Genomic DNA, 20,094 nt, shown 5'->3' with positions numbered 1-20,094 from the left:
GGCCTACAGGACGTTGTAGGCCGGATAAGGCAAGAAGCGGATCAGTTATTTACCGGGATCACCGCGCCTTTGTATTTCGTGCGGATCCAGTCCTGAATCTCTTTTGAATGCAGTACGTCTACCAGCGCCACAATATCCTTTTTCTTCTCATCGCCACGATGTACGGTAATGATGTTGGCATACGGGTTGTTTTCACCGCTTTCGACGGCAATCGGATCTTTCACCGGATCCAGCCCCGCATCGATAGCATAGTTCGCGTTAATCACCACCGCATCGCCTTCGTCGTTGTTGTACATCTGCGGTAACAGCGCCGCTTCCACGTTAGGCAGGAACTTCAGTTTTTTCGGGTTTTCCACGATGTCGCTAATGCGCGCGGTAACTTTATCCACCCCCGGCTTCAGCTTGATCACACCCTCTTTTTCGAAAATCGACAGAATACGGCCTTCCTCAGATACCGCATCGCGCATGATCACCTTACCACCTTCCGGCAGATCTTTAAGTGATTTCACCTTCTTCGAATAGATACCAATCGGCTCAATGTGAATTGCTCCGGCGCTGACGAAGTCATAGGTTTTATCGCCAGCATGATCTTTAATCACGCTGTTCAGATACGGAATATGTTGGAAGTAGTTAGCGTCAATTTCACGGCCAGCCAGCGCGGTATTCGGCAGGATGTAATCCTGGAACGGCTTAATTTCCAGGTCGATCCCCTGCTTTGCCAGAATCGGTTTGGCCTGCTCAAGGATCTCCGCGTGCGGTACGTTTGATGCGCCAACGGTCAGCGTATCAGCCCAGGAGGCGAAGCTCAGGGCGCTTAAGGTTGCTGCGGCGAGTAATGTCAGTGATTTTTTCATGATAATGGTTTCCGTATTTTATTAGCGTTTATCTAACAGAGAGGTGATCACATCGCCGCAAAGCTGGATGATGAAGACGATGAGCAGAATCGTCACCGTCGCCACCAGCGTGACGTCGCTGTGGTTGCGCTGGAATCCTTCCAGATAGGCCAGATTCCCTAAACCCCCGGCACCAATGACTCCCGCCATCGCGCTGTAGCTGACCAGCGCAATCAGCGTCACGGTGATCCCGGACACCAGAGCGGGAGAAGATTCCGGCAGTAAAACCCGAAAAATAAGCGTACTCAGACGCGCGCCCATCGAACGTGTCGCTTCAATAACGCCTTTATCGACCTCACGCAGGGCAATTTCGACCAGACGCGCATAAAACGGCGCGGCCCCCACGATAAGCGCAGGCAATGCAGCATTGGCACCGAGAATGGTGCCAACCATCGCTTTGGTAAACGGGATCAGCAGCACGATCAAAATGATGAACGGGATCGAACGGAAGATATTCACCACCAGCGAAATCGCGCTATACACGGCGCGGTTTTGGAACAATGCACCGCGTGCGGTCAGAAACAGCGCCAGGCCAAGGGCGACCCCAAGAACAAAGGTCGCCACGCCAGAAAGCGCGGTCATATAGAGCGTTTCCTGCGTTGCTGCTAATAATTGATCCCACTTCAGATGGGGGAATAGTTCTTCAGCCATGTTGAATCACCTCACCTTCAATGTCGCTATCGCGCAGGTCGGCCAGAATATTGCTCAGTTGCTCCTCGGTAGCCACAACGTGTACCCATAGCTGACCAAACACCCCGTGCGCGGTTTGCGTCATCTTGCCGTGCAAAATGTTAAACGGCAGGCCGTAGCGCAGGGTCAATTCTCCAACGACGGGACGGTGGGTGCGTTGCCCGGTAAACGTTAGCTTGATCACCACGCCGCCCAGTTCGCGTGCCAGCTGTGGGTTGAACTCATCTTCTTCGGCGTACTGGCTCACCTGACGCACGAATTGTCGGGTGATCAGCTGCTGCGGATGGGTAAAGACGCTGAGCACGTCGCCTTCTTCAACGACTTTACCGTTTTCCATCACCGCCACACGGTCGCAGATTTTACGCACCACGTGCATTTCATGGGTGATCAACACAATGGTTAATTTGAAGCGACGGTTAATATCGAGCAGTAAATCAAGGATCTGATCGGTAGTTTGCGGATCTAACGCCGAGGTGGCTTCGTCGCACAGCAGTACGTCAGGATTGTTCGCCAGCGCGCGGGCAATGCCCACCCGCTGTTTTTGTCCGCCGCTTAGCTGGGACGGATAAGCATTCTCGCGCCCACTCAACCCAACCAGCGTAATCAGTTCGGCAACCCGCGCTTTGATGGACGCCTTTGGCGCCCCCGCGATTTGCATAGAGAAAGCAATATTTTCGCTAACCGTGCGCGACCACAGTAAGTTGAAATGCTGGAACACCATACTGATTTTCAGTCGCGCCTGGCGCAGAGATTCTCCGCGGGCGGCAGAGATATCGTGGCCGTTAATCGTCACACTGCCCGAGGTCGGCTTTTCCAGACCATTAAGCAAGCGAATTAAGGTGCTCTTACCCGCCCCACTGTAACCAATAATTCCGTAAATCTGCCCCTGCTCAACCGTCAGATTGACGTTATCGACAGCGGTAATAGCAAGCCTGCCTGGCGTAAACACTTTTGAAATATTTTTCAGGACAATCATGTCGTTTGGGTATCCGCTGCTGTTTTAGTTATCCTGCTAGCGCCTTTAGCTGTTTAGCAGTATGGATGTCCAAATGAGTGTAATGAGTGAAATTGGCTTTTAGAATGAATTAAAACGAATTTGATATAATTTTTAGGAATATGCTCTCAACATTGAAAACACCCGTATAAATCTGCTTATTCGGGACGGCAAGCGCGGTTTGTTGCGCAACAAATTACTTCTGTGCTCAACGCCTTTATCCATACCGATGAACAAATTAATGAATATTTTTTGTCAAACTGCACAGAAGTGTTTTGAAACAGCGTTTCCATTTTCCTTTTAGATAAAATTCAGCGTATAATGCGCGCCAATTGTCTCTTGAATGGTTTCAGCACATTGACCTGTAAAACTCAACGACTACAAAACTCACCTTCCCGTTGGGCTGAAACGCAAGCACATATTCCTCTGCACGCTCTTTCGATGTCACCTATCCTTAGAGCGAGACATCACCACTTTCGTAACTCAGGTTTAGCTTCCCGTCCGTGCGCGATGGGAGCCAGATTTCCCAATCCTTCTCAACTTAAAGACTAAGACTGTCATGAAAAAGACGAAAATTGTTTGCACCATCGGTCCGAAAACCGAATCCGAAGAGATGTTAACCAAAATGCTGGACGCGGGCATGAACGTCATGCGTCTGAACTTCTCTCATGGCGATTACGCAGAACACGGTCAGCGCATCAAGAATTTGCGCAACGTGATGAGCAAAACCGGCAAAAAAGCTGCCATTCTGCTCGACACCAAAGGTCCGGAAATTCGTACCATTAAACTGGAAGGCGGCAACGACGTTTCTCTGAAAGCAGGCCAGACCTTCACCTTCACCACCGACAAATCCGTTGTCGGCAACAGCGAAATCGTTGCTGTGACTTATGAAGGCTTCACGAAAGACTTGTCCGTTGGCAACACTGTACTGGTTGACGACGGCCTGATCGGCATGGAAGTTACCGCTATCGAAGGTAACAAAGTTATCTGTAAGGTGCTGAACAACGGCGACCTGGGCGAAAACAAAGGCGTTAACCTGCCGGGCGTTTCTATCGCGCTGCCAGCACTGGCTGAAAAAGACAAACAGGACCTGATTTTCGGTTGCGAACAGGGCGTTGACTTCGTTGCGGCATCCTTTATCCGTAAACGTTCTGACGTGGTTGAGATCCGCGAGCACCTGAAGGCGCACGGCGGCGAAAACATCCAGATCATCTCCAAAATCGAAAACCAGGAAGGCCTGAACAACTTCGACGAAATCCTCGAAGCCTCTGACGGCATCATGGTTGCTCGTGGCGACATGGGCGTTGAGATCCCGGTTGAAGAAGTTATCTTCGCGCAGAAGATGATCATCGAGAAATGTATCCGCGCACGTAAAGTCGTTATCACTGCGACCCAGATGCTGGACTCCATGATCAAAAACCCGCGCCCTACCCGCGCTGAAGCTGGCGACGTAGCTAACGCCATCCTCGACGGCACTGATGCAGTCATGCTGTCTGGCGAATCCGCAAAAGGTAAATACCCGCTGGAAGCCGTCACCATCATGGCGACCATCTGCGAACGTACTGACCGTGTAATGACCAGCCGTCTGGATTTCAACAACGACAGCCGTAAACTGCGCATCACTGAAGCCGTTTGCCGTGGCGCGGTTGAAACTGCAGAAAAACTGGATGCTCCGCTGATCGTGGTTGCAACCCAGGGCGGTAAATCTGCTCGTGCAGTGCGTAAATACTTCCCGGATGCCACCATCCTGGCGCTGACCACCAACGAAACTACCGCGCGTCAGCTGGTGCTGAGCAAAGGCGTTGTGGCTCAGGTTGTCAAAGAAATCAGCTCTACCGATGATTTCTACCGCCTGGGCAAAGAAGTTGCTCTGGAGAGCGGTCTGGCGCAGAAAGGTGACGTTGTGGTTATGGTTTCTGGCGCGCTGGTTCCAAGCGGCACGACCAACACTGCATCCGTTCACGTACTGTAATAATTCCACCGCGAATTAATTTGCTTAAAAAAGCGCCCTCGTGGCGCTTTTTTTATTTTATCGATAGCCACAATTAATAAAAAATCAAATCGGATTTCACTATCCAATCCGTGATTATCTAAGATGAATCCGATGGAAGCTTTCTGTTTTCACTCGGTTTTTTAGCCGTTTTTGCACAATTCGATGCTTCTTTGAGCGAACGATCAAAAATAAGTGCATTCCCATCAAAAAAATATTCTCAACATAAAAAAGTTTGTGTAATACTTGTAACGCTACATGGAGATTAACTCAATCTAGAGGGTATTAATAATGAATCGTACTAAACTGGTACTGGGCGCGGTAATCCTGGGTTCTACTCTGCTGGCAGGTTGCTCCAGCAACGCTAAAATCGATCAGCTGTCTTCTGACGTTCAGACTCTGAACGCTAAAGTTGACCAGCTGAGCAACGACGTGAACGCAATGCGTTCCGACGTTCAGGCTGCTAAAGATGACGCAGCTCGCGCTAACCAGCGTCTGGACAACGCAGCTACTAAATACCGCAAGTAATAGTAACTGTGTAATAAAAATGGCGCACATTGTGCGCCATTTTTTTTGCTCTGAATTTCTCGTTCCCTGTTATTGCGTAGCGCGTACCTCTGCATTCTCTCCCGGCACACCATTCTGCGCAGACTTCACGTCACTCCCGCTGGTAACAACCGATGCTTGCCCGGCCGTCACAGTGACCGGATAACCCGCGCGACGATACAACGCGCGTTCCACCAGGCTGCTATCAACGGCTTTATTGTCTTTGAACTGAGTAAAACCGGCTGGGAGCACATACGGCATGGTCTGAACGTTTTGTTCCTCTTCCGGCGACAGTGGGCGATGCACCTCGACATACCGCATGCCGTTCGGCTCAATCGAATATTTGATCGGCTCATTAATCACCCTGACCGGCGTTCCTGTTCGAACCTGAGCAAACAATGCCTTGATGTCCGGCGCGTTCATGCGAATACATCCCGAGCTCACTCGCAGGCCGACGCTGTCCGGCGCGCTGGTGCCATGGATCAGGTATTCACCGTTTCCATGCGCCAGACGCAATGCAAAGCGTCCTAACGGGTTATTTGGCCCGGCTGGCACAACCGGAGGCAATGTGATGCCGCGCTCCAGAGAACGTTTACGGATGCCTGCTGTAGGGGTCCAGGTTGGATTCGGTATTTTTTGCCCTACCCGGGTTTCCATTACCGGAGTTTCCAGTCCCTGCAAACCGATACCAATCGGGAATACCTGAACGATATTCTCTCCCGGCGGGTAATAATACAGACGTAGCTCCGCCAGATTCACAATAATGCCTTCGCGCGGCGCATCGGGCAGCAGTAGCTGCGAGGGAATAGTAATCAGCGTTCCGGGTTTGGGAACAGGGGCAATAGTATTATTCGCTTCGAGGATCAGCATTGCGGCGGTATCAAACTTACGGGCAATCGCCTGTAGGTTTTTATCGCCTTCCTGCACGGTGTAAGTTTGATTTTGCCCAACAAGACGGCTGTTCGCCTGGGGCAACGGATAATCGACCGCCCATGCGGCCTGAATAGCGCTGTAAGCGCCGATTAGCATTAGGGTAATAACAGACGCGCGTTTCATACTCACTCACCCCCCTGGCGTTCCTGCCGGACGGCGGCGAGCGCCAGATCCGGCTTACGAGTCACAGCGTTGCCTTACACGACATTTTCAAGTCGGTCTGAACGTTGACGTGTTTTATCAGTTTAGCTAAGAGTTGCGGCTTTGGCGCGGATAGCCCGAATCATTGCCTCCAGCCCCTGTGAACGAGATGGTGTGAGATGCTGTGCGAGCGCCATTTTTTCAAACCACGGACGCACATCAAAATTCACAATATCCTGGGCCGTCATACGGTCATACAGAATGAAGACCACGGCGATAAGCCCTTTCACAATTGCCGCATCGCTGTCGCCCTGTAGTTCAATAATCCCTTCAGCATTCTGACGCATTACGATCCATACCTGACTTTGACATCCCTGAATGCTATTTTCGGGGCAGTGTTCATCGGCGTTTAATTCCGGCAAACGCTGACCCAGTTCAATGATGTACAGGTATTTCTCTTCCCAATTAGCGCAACGCAGAAAATTACGCAACAACTTTTCTTTATCCGGTAGCGCAGCCATAACGCCTCCCTGTTATCCCAGTAAGTGATGAATACGCTTGAGACCTGTCACCAGGCGATCCACTTCTTCATGGGTGTTGTACATGGCAATCGACGCCCGACACATGGCGGGAACGTTATAGTAGGCCATCAGTGGCATAGCGCAGTGATGCCCCGTCCGCACGGCGATCCCATAGTTATCGAGAAAACTCCCGACGTCATAGGCGTGATGTTTACCGAGGTTAAAGGCAATCACCCCCAGGCGGTTATCCGGTCCGTAAAGCGTCAAATCCGGCACATCCGCCAGCTGTTCCAACGCATAGCGCATCATGAACTGTTCATATTCGCTGATTTCAGTCAGCCCCAGCGCTGAAACATACTCAATAGCGGCACCAAGCCCGATAATTCCCCCGGTGTTAGGTGTTCCGGCTTCAAAACGCCACGGCGCTTTGGCCCACGTGGTTCCCTGGCTCAGGCTCACGGTCGCAATCATCGAACCGCCTCCTTCCCATGGCGGCATTTCCTGCAGCAGCGACTCTCTGGCATACAGAACGCCAATACCGGTTGGCCCGTAGAGCTTGTGTCCGGAGAAAACATAAAAGTCGCAATCCAGCGCCTGGACATCCACTTGATGATGCATAACCGCCTGTGCGCCATCCACCAGCACTTTTGCGCCGTATTGATGCGCCAGCGCAATCATCTCACCCAGCGGGTTTTCGGTACCCAGTACGTTTGAAACGTGGGTAATTGCCAGCAGTTGCGTACGCTCATCGAACAGCGCAGGCAACACTTCCAGTTGCAACGTGCCATCGGCATTGAGCGGAATGACCCGCAGTTCTGCGCCCACGCGGGCGCACAGCATTTGCCAGGGAACAATATTGGCATGGTGCTCCATTTCGCTAATGATGATGTTATCGCCAGCCCTGACATTACTGTTGCCCCAACTGTTCGCCACCAGGTTAATGCCTTCCGTGGTACCGCGAACGAACACCAGTTCTTCAGCCGAGCGGGCGTTAATAAACAGCGAGGCGAGCTTGCGCACATTCTCCATTTTTTCCGTGGCCTGTGCGCTTAGCGTATGAATACCACGGTGAACCGCCGCATAGCCGTGACGATAAAACTCGGCTTCGGCATCAATCACCTGATTAGGCTTTTGCGCGCTGGCGGCGCTGTCCAGATAAGCCAGCGGTAAACCGTTCACTTCACGCGTCAGGACCGGAAAATCAGCCCGCACTTTTTCAATGGGAAATGTCATGCTACGCCTCCCGGCAAGCGGTGAGCGATCCGCGCCAGTACCAGTTGTTTCAGCGTTTCGTCGCGCAGAGCTTCCGTTAGCTCAGCGGCAAACGCATAGAGAATCATCTGTTGAGCATCCTGCTGACCGATCCCGCGCGAACGCAGGTAGAACATTTGTTCGTCGTCAATCCGCCCTACCGTCGCCCCGTGACTGCATTTCACGTCATCGGCGTAAATTTCAAGCTGTGGTTTGGTGTCCACTTCCGCCAGTTTTCCGAGCAGTAAATTATTGTTGGTCATCTGACCGTCGGTTTTAATAGCGTGTTGAGCGACGTTGATCAGGCCATTGAACACCGCCCGACCCTTATCGCTGACAATCGTTTTATGCAGTTGGCGGCTGTTGCAATAACCTTTGTTGTGCGCAAGCCAGGTTCGGGTATCGCAGACTTCATTTTTCACCGGCATCGCCAGGCTGTTAAGGCGCAGCGTGGTATTTTCGCCATTAAGCTGGGTACTGGTGTTATGGCGTAACACTGCATCACCCAGCAAGAAACTTTGGCTGACCGCCGAGGCATCTGCACTTAACTGAATATCATTATGGGCAAAGTGGTGGCTGAGTGGATTCTCAAACGCCAGTTTAATGTGGTGCAAATGCGCATTCGCCGCGACGTTCATCGTTAAGCGCGCACCGGTAAAATGACGAAACTCGCTGAGACTGACATAATGCTCAATAACGGTGGCTTCTGCGCCTTCCGCCAGCTCCAGATGGTGGCGATAGTGCGCCGTATTTACCTCATCGCCCGTCAGTCCCTGGGTAATGTGCAGCAACAGCAGCGGTTTCGCTGGTCGCTGGTTACGCTTGACCAAAATGTGCGTTACGCTGCGGGACAGGCTTTCGGTCAGGTGCAGGAATACTTCCGGCTGGATAGCCGCAGGCAACATCTGACGCTCATCATTAACGGTAATATCAAAGCCGCTACCTTCCACGCTGTCGCTGAGTGTTGGACAAAATTGCCCGTCGACAAACACCAACCGTACCGCATCAATCGCCGGGGCTAACGCGTCACACTGGGCTGGCGTTATTGCGGAGATATTGCTAACGAACCGGCTGTTGGTTAATCCCTCCAGGGGCGTGTATTTCCAGTCCTCATGCTTACGCGTTGGCAGCCCCAGACGCAGCATCTGGTGCAGATGCTGTTGCGCATAGTGCGAACGGGTCTCCCCTTGGGTCTCAAACAGATGGTGCCACTGTTGCAGCACGTTACTGCTGTTCGCTAAGCCAGCCATATCCTTGCTCCTCCAGTTGTTTGACCAGCGTGAAATCGCCGGACTTCACAATTCGCCCCTGGTAGAGAACGTGAACATAATCGGGTTTGATATAGTCCAGGATGCGCTGATAGTGAGTGACGATAATGAATGAACGTTTCCCGTCGCGCAGCGAGTTCACGCCATCGGCGACGATTTTCAGCGCATCAATATCCAGCCCGGAATCTGATTCATCAAGAATGCACAGCTGAGGCTCCAGCACCGCCATTTGCAGAATGTCATTCCGCTTTTTCTCGCCGCCGGAGAACCCGACGTTTACCGAGCGCGTCAGTAAGTCTTCCGGCATTTTCAGCAGCGCGATTTTTTCTTCCATCAGATCCTGGAAGTCGAACCTGTCCAGCGACTCCTCCCCACGGTAACTGCGCACCGCATTCAGCGCCGTTTGCAGGAAAAACTGATTACTGACGCCGGGAATTTCTACCGGATACTGAAATGCCATAAAGATCCCTTCACCGGCTCGGTCTTCCGGCGACAGTTCCAGTAAATCCTTACCGTTAAATTCAACCGTCCCGCCAGTAACTTCGTAGTCTTCACGTCCGGCGAGCGTGGCGGACAGCGTACTTTTCCCGGAACCGTTCGGCCCCATAATGGCGTGGACTTCTCCGGGACGAATCTCAAGGCTGAGCCCACGCAGAATCGCCTTATCTTCAACACTGACCTGTAAATCTTTAATGCTTAACATGTGCTTTCCTTAAATTTTAACCGACGCTGTGTTCAAGACTTATGGCGAGAAGTTTTTGCGCTTCCACCGCAAATTCCAGCGGCAGTTCAGAGAACACGTCTTTACAGAAACCGTTGACGATCATCGAAATGGCATCCTCTTCGCTGATGCCGCGTTGCAGACAGTAAAACAGCTGGTCTTCACCGATGCGTGACGTCGTGGCTTCGTGCTCAAGCTGGGCGCTGTTGTTTCGACACTCGACATACGGGAAGGTATGCGCCCCGCAGTCCGCCCCGATCAACATGGAGTCGCATTGGGTATAGTTACGGGCGTTGGTGGCGGTCGGCATGATTTTTACCAGGCCGCGATAGCTGTTCTGACTCTGACCGGCGGAGATCCCTTTCGAGATGATGGTCGATTTGGTGTTCTTGCCAATGTGGATCATCTTGGTGCCGGTATCGGCCTGCTGGTGTCCGCTGGTCAGCGCGACGGAGTAGAATTCGCCGATGGAGTTATCGCCGCGCAGGATGCAGCTTGGGTATTTCCAGGTAATGGCCGAGCCGGTTTCCGACTGCGTCCATGACATTTTGCTGTTTTCGCCTTCGCACAGCGCACGCTTGGTGACGAAGTTCAAAATGCCACCGGTATTACCATCACCGGGGAACCAGTTTTGCACCGTCGAGTATTTCACTTCAGCATCTTTGTGGATGATGACTTCCACTACCGCCGCATGCAGCTGGTAGCTGTCCCGTACCGGAGCCGAACAACCTTCGATATAACTGACGTAGCTGCCTTCATCCGCAATCAGAATGGTACGTTCAAACTGCCCGGTCTTTTCGGCATTAATCCGGAAGTAGGTCGAGAGTTCCATGGGACAACGCACGCCTTTCGGCACATAAATAAAGGTGCCATCAGATGCCACTGCGGCATTTAGCGCGGCGAAGAAATTATCATTACCCGGAACGACGGTTCCCAGATACTGTTTCACCAGCTCGGGATGGTCATGAATCGCCTCACCGAATGAACAGAAAATAATGCCCTGCTCTGCCAGCTTGTCGCGATAGGTTGTCGCCACCGACACCGAGTCAAAAATGGCATCAACCGCTACCTCATTTCCTTCACGGACCGGTACGCCAAGCTGTGCAAACGCGTCTTCTACCTCTTTGCTTAAAAAGGCATTCGCCCCTGTTTGCTGAACAGCCCCTGGTTCAGAAGCGCAGGTTTCATCACAATTGCCGCAGGACGGCGCAGAGTAATAGCTGTAATCCTGATAATTCAGCTTGTCGTAGTGCGCTTTGAGCCAGTGCGGCTCTTCCATGGTGAGCCAAGCGTTAAAGGCATTCAGGCGAAACTCCAGCATCCAGTCGGGTTCATTACGTTTTGCCGAAATCGCGCGCACAACATCTTCATTGATCCCTTTTGCCAGCTCATCGGTTTGCAGTTGGGTGAAAAAGCCCTCTTTATAATTGAGGTGCCCGCCAGCCCAGGTGTTGACATCATCAGTTGCTTCAGTATTACGAGACATAGTACCGCCTATACCCCAAAACTTTCGCCACAGCCGCATTCGTTCTGGGCTTTCGGGTTATGAAATTTAAATAACTGATTTAATCCTTCGCGAACAAAATCGACTTCCGTCCCGTCGATAAACGGCATCGCCTGTAACGGCACATAAAGTCTGGCACCATCCGATTCAAACAGCAGATCGTCTTTTTCCGGCTCACGGACGGTGTCCAGCACGTAGCCGAATCCCGCGCATCCGGTTTGTTTCACACCTAAACGCACGCCCAACATGTCGGGTTGTTTTGCCACCAGTTCACGGATGTGCGCCGCAGCTGCCGGTGTTAACGTCAAACCACGCCATGCGAAATCGTCCGGGTTAAATGTTCCTGAATGCAATTCCATAGGGTTACCTCGAGTCATTAGCTTTCAAGCTATAACACCATGTTAGTGATAATGATTATCACTTCAACCCCTCAACAGCAGGGGCATTCGGGTTAATCGCCCTTTTTGGCTACTTTTAATAAGCATAGACCCTGCAGCGCGGGTTATCAGAGATGGATTATTTTGTTCAATGCTTTGATTAATAATGGATTATGAAAATCCAATCGTTCAGGCAGGTCAAACATCAAAAGATGTATAGATAATGTCTATTTAAGGAATAGGTCTGAGTTTCGACAGAGATGAAAACGGTTCAAAAAGCGTGCAAATAACAAAAAACCCTTAAGTCTGCTTGCTGGCAGGCTTAAGGGTTCCGGCCCCATCCGGCGCTTATCTCCGGCACTCGCAATGGCTTAGCTCTTGAAGGGGCATAAGAATAATCTCACTCCCGGATAAGTTTTGTTTAACACAAATTGCGGTTTGATTATTTTTTGAGCGCAGTCAAGGACATAATTAGCGCGTTGTTTCACTAATTGCGTCTAACAACAAGCGTAACCCCGCAGGCTGATGCTCACGAGAAAGATACAACCCGTATATTGGCAGGCGTTTAGGCTGTAGCTCTGGCAGTAACCGAACTAACTTTCCCTGCGCCAGCCCTTCTCGCGCTTCCGGCTCCGGTACCAGCGCAATCCCCATACCCGCCAGCGCCGATTCACAGAGCAGCGAAGAGATCCCGGCGCTCAAATTCCCTTTGATCGCAACAGAAACCGTCTGCCCTTGTGCATCGAGAAAGTGCCAGGATTTTCCGGCAAAGCCGCTGTAATAGAGGCAGTTATGCTGAGTAAGATCGTCGAGAGTTTCAGGAGTGCCATGTTGGTGCAGATAATCGACAGACGCACACAGCACGGATTCACAGTCCCCCAATCGACGGGCGATGGCCCCTGGCTCGGGGTTATCCGTAATGCGGATCGCCACATCGATGCGTTCCCCAACAAGACTTACCGGCTGATTATTGATCTCAACTTCAATACGCAACTGCGGATACCGCGCCATAAACGTCGGCAGAACCGGAGCAAGAATATGCATCGCGGTATAATGCGCGCACGCGACACGTAGCGTACCGGAAGGTATTTGCGCGGCACTGGCGGCAGCAATATCCAGTGACAGTTGCGCCAAAGAACGCGTTTTCACTAACGCCTCTTCTCCCGCTGGCGTGATCGTCAGGCGACGCGACGACCGGTGGATAAGCCTTGCCCCCGCCCATTTTTCCATTTCGTCGAGGTAACGACTTACCATCGGTCTGGAAATCCCCAGCGCACGCGCGGCGGCGCTTAAGCTACCCAAATCACAGATATGGTTAAATACCGTTGCCGCCATCACCCTGTCCATAGCACCCCATCCGATCGTTTTAAGAAACTCAGCATACCCTGATACAGGAATTCTAACAGATGCAAATTTCCTTAAAATACGTGAACTATCAAAAGACAATTTCCTGCATAAGGTTACCTGGTATGAAAGTTAAAACTCTGGCCCTGCTGTTACCTTTGTTCTCCTCTTCTGTCTTCGCCGCTCCGTTACAACTGGACGTCTATAACCCGCAGGATAAGGCTATTTTCCCGGTCTCCTCGACGCTGGTTTCGGGACCGAAAGAGGCGATTTTGTTTGACGCGCAGTTCAGCACCAAAGATGGCGAACAACTGGTACAGATGATTCACGCCAGCGGTAAAACGCTTAAAGCCATCGTAATCACCTCCGGCGACCCGGATTTCTACTTTGGTCTGCAGCCCATCGTCAGCGCCTTCCCGCAGGTAAAAGTGCTGGCAACACCGCATGTGGTAGAGCACATCCGCGCCACGAAAGAGGCCAAACTGCAGTTCTGGGGGCCGCAAATGAAGGACGGCGCGCCAACCTCACTCACCGTGCCGCAAGCCACCACACAAACGCATTTCACAGTTGATGGCGAAACGCTGGAGCTACGCCATTCCAACGATTATGCGGCGTATGTCTGGATCCCTGCGAACCGCGCAATCATTGGTGGTACCGGCGTGGCTTCGGGTATTCATGTCTGGACGGCGGATACGCAGTCTGCTGAACAGCGTTCCGCGTGGCGCAATGTGTTAAGCGAGATGCAGAACTTACAGCCTGCTCAGGTGGTCCCGGGGCATTACATTGGCGAACGCCCGACAGACGATAAAGCGATTCGCTTCACCCGGGACTATTTGCAGTCATTTGAGCAGGCGTTAAGCGCGAATAAAGGATCAGCTTACGTGATTAAAACCATGACGGCGGCATGGCCAGGTCTGGCGGATGCCAGCTCTCTGGAGCTAAGTGCGAAGGTTAATACCGGTGAGATGAAGTGGTAAACAAGATTTAACGCTAAAAATAACCCCGAACGCGTGTCGGGGTTTCATTACGATAAGCATACCGGAATCAATGAACGCCCATGCGCCAGGCAAAATAGATCTCTTCTTTCAGTTCAGTTGAAGAGAGCGTCAATAAATCCGCAAACTCCAGCTCAAGTTGTTTCAATCTTTTCAGGTACTGAGCTGGTGAAAGATCGGTTTTATCACGACGTAAAAACTCTATTGCCAGTTGGGCCGGGTCTAATTGGGTAGACATATCATCCTCGCTTGTGTTCAAAACCTGCACAGTATAACACCATTCGCTGTGCAGATAATGACCAAAAGCAATATGCATCACAAAATTGCGGTCGTCAGACGCGATGTGCAGCACAACCGCCCTTGCTCATCGAAGATTTCGATTTGCCATACCTGATGGCGAGAGCCGGTATGGATCGCGCTACACACGCCTCTGACACGCCCTTCCCGCGCAGAGCGAACATGGTTGGCATTAACCTCAAGTCCCACCACCTTTTGCTCCCCCTGGGTGCACAGGTAGCCGGCCACCGAACCGATGCTTTCCGCCAACACCACCGACGCACCGCCATGTAGTAAACCAAAAGGTTGTTTGGTGCGATGGTCCACCGGCATAGTGGCTTCCAGGGTATCGTCGCCAATATGTTCAAAGCGAATGTCGAGCAACCCCACCATATTTCCTTCACCCATGGCATTTAGCGCCTCAAGAGTGACTTCACGTTTCCAGATCATCCTATAATCTCCAGCAGTGCCTGTAATGGATGGCGAACGCCCGTGCCTTCAACGCGTTTAACCTGGCTACGACAGGAATATCCGGTAGCCAGACACCGATTTCGCGGCAGTCGTTGCAACGCCTGGTGCCATGATAGCTCATAGATCCCCAGCGAGTTCTGGTGATTTTTCACTTCATGCCCATAAGTGCCAGCCATGCCGCAGCACCCCACGCTGACGTTCTCCAGCCTGGCGCCAAAACGGGCAAAAATAGCCGCCCACTGCGCAGGCGCGCCCGGCAGGGCCGTCACTTCGGTACAATGTCCAAAGAAATACCACGCCTCACCGGCAACAGCGACTGGCTGCTGTGACGCCACAACGGTTGATAACCATTCGTTAACCAGCAATACATGGAAATCCCCCCGCTGTTCTCCGAGCGCCAACTTGTATTCATCGCGATAACAGAGCACCAGCGCCGGATCGACGCCCACCATCGGAATGTTCAGCTTCGCTACCCGGTTGAGAAACTCGGATGTCTTTTTCGCTGTTTTGGCAAAACGGTTTAAAAAGCCTTTAATGTGCTGCGCTTTGCCATTTGGCGAGAACGGCAGCAGTACCGGCTGTAAGCCCAGTTTTTCTACCAGACGGATAAAATCAGCCACCACCTGCGCATCGTAATAGCTGGTGAACGGATCCTGTACCACCAGCACCGTGCGGGCTTTTTGCTCAGGGCTGAGTAATTCGAGCTGCTCCAGCGTCATGTTGGCAGAACGATGACCAACCAACTGACGTTGCAGCGACGGCGCAGACAACAACGGTAAATCCACCATACCGATGTGCTTTTTAGCCAGATTACGCACCAGCGGCTGATTGATGAAAAAGTTAAACGTTTTGGGGGCTCGCGCCATGAGCGGCGCATAGCTCTCGACGGTCGCCACCATATGATCGCGCAACGGTCGCAGATAACGCGTGTGATACAGTTGCAGGAAGCGCGAGCGGAACTCCGGTACATCAATTTTAATGGGGCACTGCGTAGAACAGGCTTTACACGCCAGACAGCCAGACATCGCCTCTTTAACTTCATGCGAGAAATCGTATTCGCCTTTGCGGGCATGCCAACTATTGCGGGTGCGGGCAATCAGCGCGCGTAAACTGGCGCGTTTTTCCGGTAGCTCTTTTTCCAGCTGAACTGGGTCAATTCCGCGATCGGCCAACAAACGCAGCCATTCACGTACCAGCGTGGCACGGCCTTTCGGCGAGTGGATACGGTTGAGGCTGATTTTCATCGACGGGCACATGGGGCTTTTCGCATCAAAGTTAAAGCATAACCCGTTGCCGTTACACTCCATTGCCCCGCGCCACTCTTGCCGCACCGCCAGTGGGATCTGTCGGTCGTAAGTCCCGCGCTTGACGGCATCCACTTTCATCATCGGCGCGTCAACGTCTTCCGGTGGACAAATTTTCCCCGGGTTCAGTCGGTTTTGCGGATCAAATACCGACTTCACTTTGCGCAATTCGCGATACAGTTCCTCTCCGAAGAACGCCGGACTGTATTCTGCACGAAAACCTTTCCCGTGCTCGCCCCACAGCAGACCGCCATATTTTGCCGTCAGCGCGACAACATCGTCAGAAATGCGTTTCATCAGCACTTCCTGCTGCGGGTCGCACATATCCAGCGCCGGCCTGACGTGCAGCACCCCGGCATCCACGTGACCAAACATGCCATAACTCAGACCGTGGCTGTCGAGCAGCGCACGAAACTCGGCAATATAGTCCGCCAGATGCTCCGGCGGAACGCAGGTATCTTCGGCGAACGGAATCGGCTTCGCGGCACCTTTCGCATTCCCCAGCAAACCAACGGCTTTTTTACGCATGGCGTAAATACGCTCCACGCCCGCGAGTTCAGTACACAGTTGCCAACCAATGACACCGGCTTCCTGACGGGCAATTAACCCATCCAGACGTTCACACAGCGCACTAACCTGAGCATCGATCAATGCTTCATCGTCACCCGCAAATTCGACGATATTCAGGCCCAACATTTCTTTATCCGGCACATCGGTAATCAATTCACTTACCGAATGCCAGACGATATCTTCTCGCGCCAGATTAAGCACTTTGGAGTCAACGGTTTCAACCGACAGTGCGCGCGCCTCCACCATGACCGGGGCGTTACGCAATGCTGAATCAAACGAATCATACTTGACGTTGACCAACTGCCTGACTTTGGGCAACGGCGTGATATCCAGGCGGGCTTCGGTAATAAACGCCAGCGTACCTTCAGAGCCGGTAAGAATGCGGGTTAAATCAAACTCGGTCATCTCGTCGTTGAAGACGTGCCGAAGATCGTAACCGGTTAAGAAGCGATTAAGTTTGGGGAATTTATCAAGAATAAGCTGCCGGTTATCGCGACACCGCTCATACACCGTCTTATAGATGCGGCCAATAGTGGTATTGCTGTTGCCCAGCGTTTGGGCGAGTTCGACCGGCATTGGCTGAGTATCAAGAATATCGCCGCCCATCAGCACCGCGCGGATACCCAGCACGTGATCGGAGGTTTTACCGTAAACCAACGAACCTTGTCCGGATGCGTCGGTATTGATCATCCCGCCCAGCGTTGCCCGGTTACTGGTGGATAATTCCGGGGCAAAGAAATAGCCATAAGGCTTCAGAAACTGGTTGAGCTGATCTTTGATTACCCCAGCTTCGACCCGCACCCAACCTTCCTGGGGGTTGATTTCAATAATGCGACTCATATAGCGGGACATATCAACAATAATGCCCTGATTCAGCGCCTGACCGTTCGTGCCGGTTCCGCCGCCGCGCGGGGTAAAAATTAACGACGAAAAAAGAGGTTCAGCCGCCAGACGGGCGATCAGCGCCACATCTGCCGTTGAACGCGGGAAAACCACAGCATCAGGAAGCAGCTGATAGATACTGTTATCCGTCGACATTGTCAGCCGATCGGCATAGCTCGTTGCCGTATCGCCCGTGAATCCTTGCTGCTCCAGCGCCTGCAAAAAATTGAGCACCAGTTGAACGACACCTGGCGCCTGAGAAATTTGTGGAATCATTATAGTGACCCTTTCCTGCGGTCTGTGTTGTGAATTTAATCGTTTGCGTGTTGCTTTGCTTGTTGTATCACATTTTTTTCTAATACGCTCAGCAGATTTACAGGCAGAATCCGCCTGTTCAAAACCGCTGAAATTGCTCATCATTACAGGGTGTGATTTAAGTGTTCACGTCGCGTCAACGTTCTGACGCAAAGACAAAGGTGAAAAGTATTTATGGTAAATTTTCGTCAGCCCAGGGATATTGCACAAGTGCTGCTAACGGTGCTGTTTTTAGCCATCATGATTGTGGCCTGTCTCTGGATTGTGCAGCCCTTTATCCTTGGTTTTGCATGGGCGGGTACGGTGGTCATCGCAACCTGGCCTATCCTGTTACGCTTGCAAAAACTACTGTGGGGACGCCGTTCACTGGCGGTGCTGGTAATGACCCTGCTGTTGGTGCTGTTGTTCATCATTCCTATCGCGCTGCTGGTTAATAGCATTGTTGATGGCAGCGGACCGTTGATCCATGCCGTCACCGCTGGCGATATGGCGCTTCCGGATCTGGCGTGGTTGAACAGTATTCCGTTGGTGGGAGCCAAAATGTATGGCGCATGGCACAGCCTGCTGGATATGGGCGGCGCGGCCATTATGGCCAAAGTTCGGCCTTATATTGGCGCCACAACCACCTGGTTTGTCGGTCAGGCTGCGCATATTGGCCGCTTTATGATGCATTGTGGCCTGATGCTGCTGTTCAGCGCCCTGCTGTACTGGCGTGGTGAGCAGGTGGCGTTAGGGATCCGTCATTTCGCGTGTCGTCTGGCATCCAAACGCGGTGATGCCGCCATTCTGCTGGCGGCGCAGGCCATTCGTGCTGTTGCGTTAGGTGTTGTGGTTACGGCTCTGGTGCAGGCGGTCCTCGGCGGCATTGGTCTGGCGGTAACTGGCGTGCCGTATGCGACGCTGCTGGCAGTATTAATGATCCTCTCCTGCCTGGTACAACTGGGGCCGCTACCGGTGCTGGTCCCGGCCATTATCTGGCTGTACTGGACCGGGGATTCAACCTGGGGCACCGTACTGCTGGTGTGGAGCGGCGTGGTTGGAACGCTGGATAACGTCATTCGGCCAATGCTGATTCGTATGGGGGCCGATTTGCCGCTGATCCTTATCCTTTCCGGAGTCATCGGCGGATTAATCGCATTCGGCATGATTGGTCTGTTTATCGGCCCGGTAGTCCTGGCCGTGTCCTGGCGTCTGTTCTCAGCCTGGGTAAATGAAGCTCCTGCGCCGGGGAGCGATCCAGATGAACTCCTCGCCGAAATAGAAAGCAACAAGTAACCCAACGTCAGGCGGCATTGCCGCCTGATTGTTTAGCGGCGTTAATCTATTTCACCCTGATACTGAGTTAAACCGAACGGCACCCTCCCCGACGTACTCATTTATGTCGCAAATTCTTTACAGTTTTTAAACTATTGAGATGAATCTGATCGACGCGAAAAATCTGTATGCCTACTATTAGCTCAAGGCTGTAGATCAACACATTGATTTATAAGCATGGAATTCCCCTGAGTGAAACAACGAATTGCTGTGTGTAGTCTTTGCCCATCTCCCACGATGGGCTTTTTTTTGTCCTTCACTCGCCTCTCCACTCGGCTGGTTGTAAAACTCAGCACCTCTTCCCCGCTATCCAACAAATAATATTGCACAAAATACTGTGACTCTCTTCAAGCCGAAATATCCACAGCGATGTTATTACTATTCCACCGTCTTTTATGAGGTGATCAAATAATGAACGCATTGGAACTGCAGGCTATCCGCCATATTTTTGCTATGACGGTGGAGGAAAGCGCTATGTATATCTCGCGTGATAATAATGTTGCCGTATGGCAACAATGGGAAAATGGCGAAAAGAAAATCCCGGAGGACATCGCACACATTTGTGAAGAAATGAAAGCCAGGCGGAAGGTAAGAATTAATGCAGTTATCGACAAAATAAACAATCGTATCGGTAATAATACCATGCGTTTTTTTCCTGATCTGAACTCATTTCAGGCGGTTTATCATCACAACGATTTCCTCGACTGGAAAATCTATCAATCGGCTGCTGTTGAACTCTATGCTCACGACCTTGAGCGTTTGTGTTAAGTGTTACAACGCCATACCGATTTAGC

20 protein-coding genes and 1 other RNA gene are annotated in these 20,094 nt (G+C 51.9%); 7 read left to right on the top strand and 14 right to left on the bottom strand.

What is annotated here, in order from left to right:
• Nucleotides 1-41: 41 nt before the first annotated feature.
• The 3 genes from FDX04_RS09395 to FDX04_RS09385 are packed head-to-tail and all read right to left on the bottom strand — an operon-like array spanning nt 42 to nt 2,559.
• On the bottom strand, nt 42-854 hold the full coding sequence (locus FDX04_RS09395; RefSeq protein ID WP_003029358.1) for a MetQ/NlpA family ABC transporter substrate-binding protein: 813 nt from the start codon (nt 852-854) through the stop codon (nt 42-44).
• A 21-nt stretch (nt 855-875) separates the two neighbouring features.
• Nucleotides 876-1,544, bottom strand: coding sequence for a methionine ABC transporter permease (locus FDX04_RS09390; RefSeq protein WP_137360053.1), 669 nt, complete (start codon nt 1,542-1,544; stop codon nt 876-878).
• Nucleotides 1,537-2,559 (bottom strand): methionine ABC transporter ATP-binding protein, encoded by a 1,023-nt coding sequence (locus FDX04_RS09385; RefSeq protein ID WP_137370834.1) that lies wholly within the window; start codon nt 2,557-2,559, stop codon nt 1,537-1,539. Before FDX04_RS09385 ends, FDX04_RS09390 begins: the two co-directional genes overlap by 8 nt.
• 375 nt (nt 2,560-2,934) lie before the next feature.
• Between FDX04_RS09385 and FDX04_RS24455 the strand changes: the two genes are divergently transcribed.
• The 3 genes from FDX04_RS24455 to lpp all read left to right on the top strand — a co-directional run bounded on the left by FDX04_RS24455 (nt 2,935) and on the right by lpp (nt 5,095).
• Nucleotides 2,935-3,129 carry a hypothetical protein gene (locus tag FDX04_RS24455; protein ID WP_249357174.1) on the top strand — a complete coding sequence of 65 codons (195 nt, stop codon included), beginning with the start codon at nt 2,935-2,937 and terminating at the stop codon, nt 3,127-3,129.
• A gap of 7 nt (nt 3,130-3,136) precedes the next feature.
• A complete protein-coding gene (gene pykF / locus FDX04_RS09380; RefSeq protein ID WP_006684766.1) occupies nt 3,137-4,549 on the top strand; it encodes a pyruvate kinase PykF in 1,413 nt (470 codons plus the stop codon).
• Between the two features lie 309 nt (nt 4,550-4,858).
• The gene (gene lpp, locus FDX04_RS09375) at nt 4,859-5,095 is read left to right on the top strand and encodes a murein lipoprotein Lpp (protein ID WP_003029373.1); all 237 of its coding nucleotides are present in this window, start codon (nt 4,859-4,861) and stop codon (nt 5,093-5,095) included.
• A gap of 69 nt (nt 5,096-5,164) precedes the next feature.
• Here the strand turns inward: lpp and FDX04_RS09370 are convergent, their stop codons facing one another.
• The 8 genes from FDX04_RS09370 to FDX04_RS09335 all read right to left on the bottom strand — a co-directional run bounded on the left by FDX04_RS09370 (nt 5,165) and on the right by FDX04_RS09335 (nt 13,176).
• Nucleotides 5,165-6,169 (bottom strand): L,D-transpeptidase family protein, encoded by a 1,005-nt coding sequence (locus FDX04_RS09370; protein WP_137370856.1) that lies wholly within the window; start codon nt 6,167-6,169, stop codon nt 5,165-5,167.
• A gap of 122 nt (nt 6,170-6,291) precedes the next feature.
• Nucleotides 6,292-6,708: a cysteine desulfuration protein SufE gene (gene sufE, locus FDX04_RS09365; RefSeq protein ID WP_042308753.1), complete on the bottom strand. Its 417-nt coding sequence runs from the start codon at nt 6,706-6,708 to the stop codon at nt 6,292-6,294.
• 12 nt (nt 6,709-6,720) lie between these two features.
• Nucleotides 6,721-7,941, bottom strand: coding sequence for a cysteine desulfurase SufS (gene sufS, locus FDX04_RS09360; RefSeq protein WP_079224402.1), 1,221 nt, complete (start codon nt 7,939-7,941; stop codon nt 6,721-6,723).
• Nucleotides 7,938-9,209, bottom strand: coding sequence for a Fe-S cluster assembly protein SufD (gene sufD / locus FDX04_RS09355; RefSeq protein ID WP_137370833.1), 1,272 nt, complete (start codon nt 9,207-9,209; stop codon nt 7,938-7,940). The genes sufS and sufD overlap by 4 nt, the downstream gene beginning before the upstream one ends.
• A complete protein-coding gene (gene sufC, locus FDX04_RS09350; RefSeq protein WP_038640264.1) occupies nt 9,184-9,930 on the bottom strand; it encodes a Fe-S cluster assembly ATPase SufC in 747 nt (248 codons plus the stop codon). Before sufC ends, sufD begins: the two co-directional genes overlap by 26 nt.
• 16 nt (nt 9,931-9,946) lie before the next feature.
• Nucleotides 9,947-11,434, bottom strand: a complete 1,488-nt coding sequence (gene sufB / locus FDX04_RS09345) for a Fe-S cluster assembly protein SufB (protein WP_137370832.1) — start codon at nt 11,432-11,434, stop codon at nt 9,947-9,949.
• An 8-nt stretch (nt 11,435-11,442) separates the two neighbouring features.
• Nucleotides 11,443-11,811 (bottom strand): Fe-S cluster assembly scaffold SufA, encoded by a 369-nt coding sequence (sufA, locus tag FDX04_RS09340; RefSeq protein ID WP_061381440.1) that lies wholly within the window; start codon nt 11,809-11,811, stop codon nt 11,443-11,445.
• A gap of 489 nt (nt 11,812-12,300) precedes the next feature.
• Nucleotides 12,301-13,176 carry a LysR family transcriptional regulator gene (locus tag FDX04_RS09335; RefSeq protein WP_137370831.1) on the bottom strand — a complete coding sequence of 292 codons (876 nt, stop codon included), beginning with the start codon at nt 13,174-13,176 and terminating at the stop codon, nt 12,301-12,303.
• Between the two features lie 122 nt (nt 13,177-13,298).
• Here FDX04_RS09335 and FDX04_RS09330 point away from each other — a divergent pair, with 122 nt between their 5' ends.
• Nucleotides 13,299-14,150: a Vmh family MBL fold metallo-hydrolase gene (locus FDX04_RS09330; RefSeq protein ID WP_137370830.1), complete on the top strand. Its 852-nt coding sequence runs from the start codon at nt 13,299-13,301 to the stop codon at nt 14,148-14,150.
• A 67-nt stretch (nt 14,151-14,217) separates the two neighbouring features.
• Here FDX04_RS09330 and FDX04_RS09325 read toward each other — a convergent pair whose 3' ends face one another.
• From FDX04_RS09325 to FDX04_RS09315, 3 genes are all read right to left on the bottom strand, one after another.
• Complete coding sequence (locus tag FDX04_RS09325) at nt 14,218-14,406, bottom strand: YdiH family protein (RefSeq protein WP_029139522.1); 189 nt, start codon at nt 14,404-14,406, stop codon at nt 14,218-14,220.
• Between the two features lie 77 nt (nt 14,407-14,483).
• A complete protein-coding gene (gene menI, locus FDX04_RS09320) occupies nt 14,484-14,894 on the bottom strand; it encodes a 1,4-dihydroxy-2-naphthoyl-CoA hydrolase (RefSeq protein ID WP_042308766.1) in 411 nt (136 codons plus the stop codon).
• Entirely contained in the window at nt 14,891-17,947 is a 3,057-nt protein-coding gene (locus FDX04_RS09315) for an FAD-binding and (Fe-S)-binding domain-containing protein (protein WP_137370829.1), read from the bottom strand. The genes menI and FDX04_RS09315 overlap by 4 nt, the downstream gene beginning before the upstream one ends.
• A gap of 213 nt (nt 17,948-18,160) precedes the next feature.
• Between FDX04_RS09315 and ydiK the strand changes: the two genes are divergently transcribed.
• The 3 genes from ydiK (at nt 18,161) to FDX04_RS09300 (ending at nt 20,068) form a co-directional block, all read left to right on the top strand.
• Nucleotides 18,161-19,261, top strand: a complete 1,101-nt coding sequence (gene ydiK, locus FDX04_RS09310) for an AI-2E family transporter YdiK (RefSeq protein ID WP_137370828.1) — start codon at nt 18,161-18,163, stop codon at nt 19,259-19,261.
• A 184-nt stretch (nt 19,262-19,445) separates the two neighbouring features.
• Nucleotides 19,446-19,553: antisense sRNA RprA (gene rprA, locus FDX04_RS09305), an RNA gene on the top strand.
• Between the two features lie 158 nt (nt 19,554-19,711).
• Entirely contained in the window at nt 19,712-20,068 is a 357-nt protein-coding gene (locus tag FDX04_RS09300; protein ID WP_137360047.1) for a YdiL family protein, read from the top strand.
• Nucleotides 20,069-20,094 lie beyond the last annotated feature (26 nt).

This window comes from Citrobacter sp. wls615, from assembly GCF_005281355.1.
Classification (GTDB): Bacteria; Pseudomonadota; Gammaproteobacteria; order Enterobacterales; family Enterobacteriaceae; genus Citrobacter; species Citrobacter werkmanii.
The sequence above is the reverse complement of the archived record's forward strand: the minus strand, read 5'-3'. Positions and strand labels throughout refer to the sequence as shown.

What these genes read in the sequence shown, in the direction of transcription:
- FDX04_RS09395 (WP_003029358.1), bottom strand. Translation starts at nt 854, where the DNA reads ATGAAAAAATCACTGACATTACTCGCCGCAGCAACCTTAAGCGCCCTG.
- FDX04_RS09390 (WP_137360053.1), bottom strand. Translation starts at nt 1,544, where the DNA reads ATGGCTGAAGAACTATTCCCCCATCTGAAGTGGGATCAATTATTAGCA.
- FDX04_RS09385 (WP_137370834.1), bottom strand. Translation starts at nt 2,559, where the DNA reads ATGATTGTCCTGAAAAATATTTCAAAAGTGTTTACGCCAGGCAGGCTT.
- pykF (WP_006684766.1), top strand. Translation starts at nt 3,137, where the DNA reads ATGAAAAAGACGAAAATTGTTTGCACCATCGGTCCGAAAACCGAATCC.
- lpp (WP_003029373.1), top strand. Translation starts at nt 4,859, where the DNA reads ATGAATCGTACTAAACTGGTACTGGGCGCGGTAATCCTGGGTTCTACT.
- FDX04_RS09370 (WP_137370856.1), bottom strand. Translation starts at nt 6,169, where the DNA reads ATGAAACGCGCGTCTGTTATTACCCTAATGCTAATCGGCGCTTACAGC.
- sufE (WP_042308753.1), bottom strand. Translation starts at nt 6,708, where the DNA reads ATGGCTGCGCTACCGGATAAAGAAAAGTTGTTGCGTAATTTTCTGCGT.
- sufS (WP_079224402.1), bottom strand. Translation starts at nt 7,941, where the DNA reads ATGACATTTCCCATTGAAAAAGTGCGGGCTGATTTTCCGGTCCTGACG.
- sufD (WP_137370833.1), bottom strand. Translation starts at nt 9,209, where the DNA reads ATGGCTGGCTTAGCGAACAGCAGTAACGTGCTGCAACAGTGGCACCAT.
- sufC (WP_038640264.1), bottom strand. Translation starts at nt 9,930, where the DNA reads ATGTTAAGCATTAAAGATTTACAGGTCAGTGTTGAAGATAAGGCGATT.
- sufB (WP_137370832.1), bottom strand. Translation starts at nt 11,434, where the DNA reads ATGTCTCGTAATACTGAAGCAACTGATGATGTCAACACCTGGGCTGGC.
- sufA (WP_061381440.1), bottom strand. Translation starts at nt 11,811, where the DNA reads ATGGAATTGCATTCAGGAACATTTAACCCGGACGATTTCGCATGGCGT.
- FDX04_RS09335 (WP_137370831.1), bottom strand. Translation starts at nt 13,176, where the DNA reads ATGGACAGGGTGATGGCGGCAACGGTATTTAACCATATCTGTGATTTG.
- FDX04_RS09330 (WP_137370830.1), top strand. Translation starts at nt 13,299, where the DNA reads ATGAAAGTTAAAACTCTGGCCCTGCTGTTACCTTTGTTCTCCTCTTCT.
- FDX04_RS09325 (WP_029139522.1), bottom strand. Translation starts at nt 14,406, where the DNA reads ATGTCTACCCAATTAGACCCGGCCCAACTGGCAATAGAGTTTTTACGT.
- menI (WP_042308766.1), bottom strand. Translation starts at nt 14,894, where the DNA reads ATGATCTGGAAACGTGAAGTCACTCTTGAGGCGCTAAATGCCATGGGT.
- FDX04_RS09315 (WP_137370829.1), bottom strand. Translation starts at nt 17,947, where the DNA reads ATGATTCCACAAATTTCTCAGGCGCCAGGTGTCGTTCAACTGGTGCTC.
- ydiK (WP_137370828.1), top strand. Translation starts at nt 18,161, where the DNA reads ATGGTAAATTTTCGTCAGCCCAGGGATATTGCACAAGTGCTGCTAACG.
- FDX04_RS09300 (WP_137360047.1), top strand. Translation starts at nt 19,712, where the DNA reads ATGAACGCATTGGAACTGCAGGCTATCCGCCATATTTTTGCTATGACG.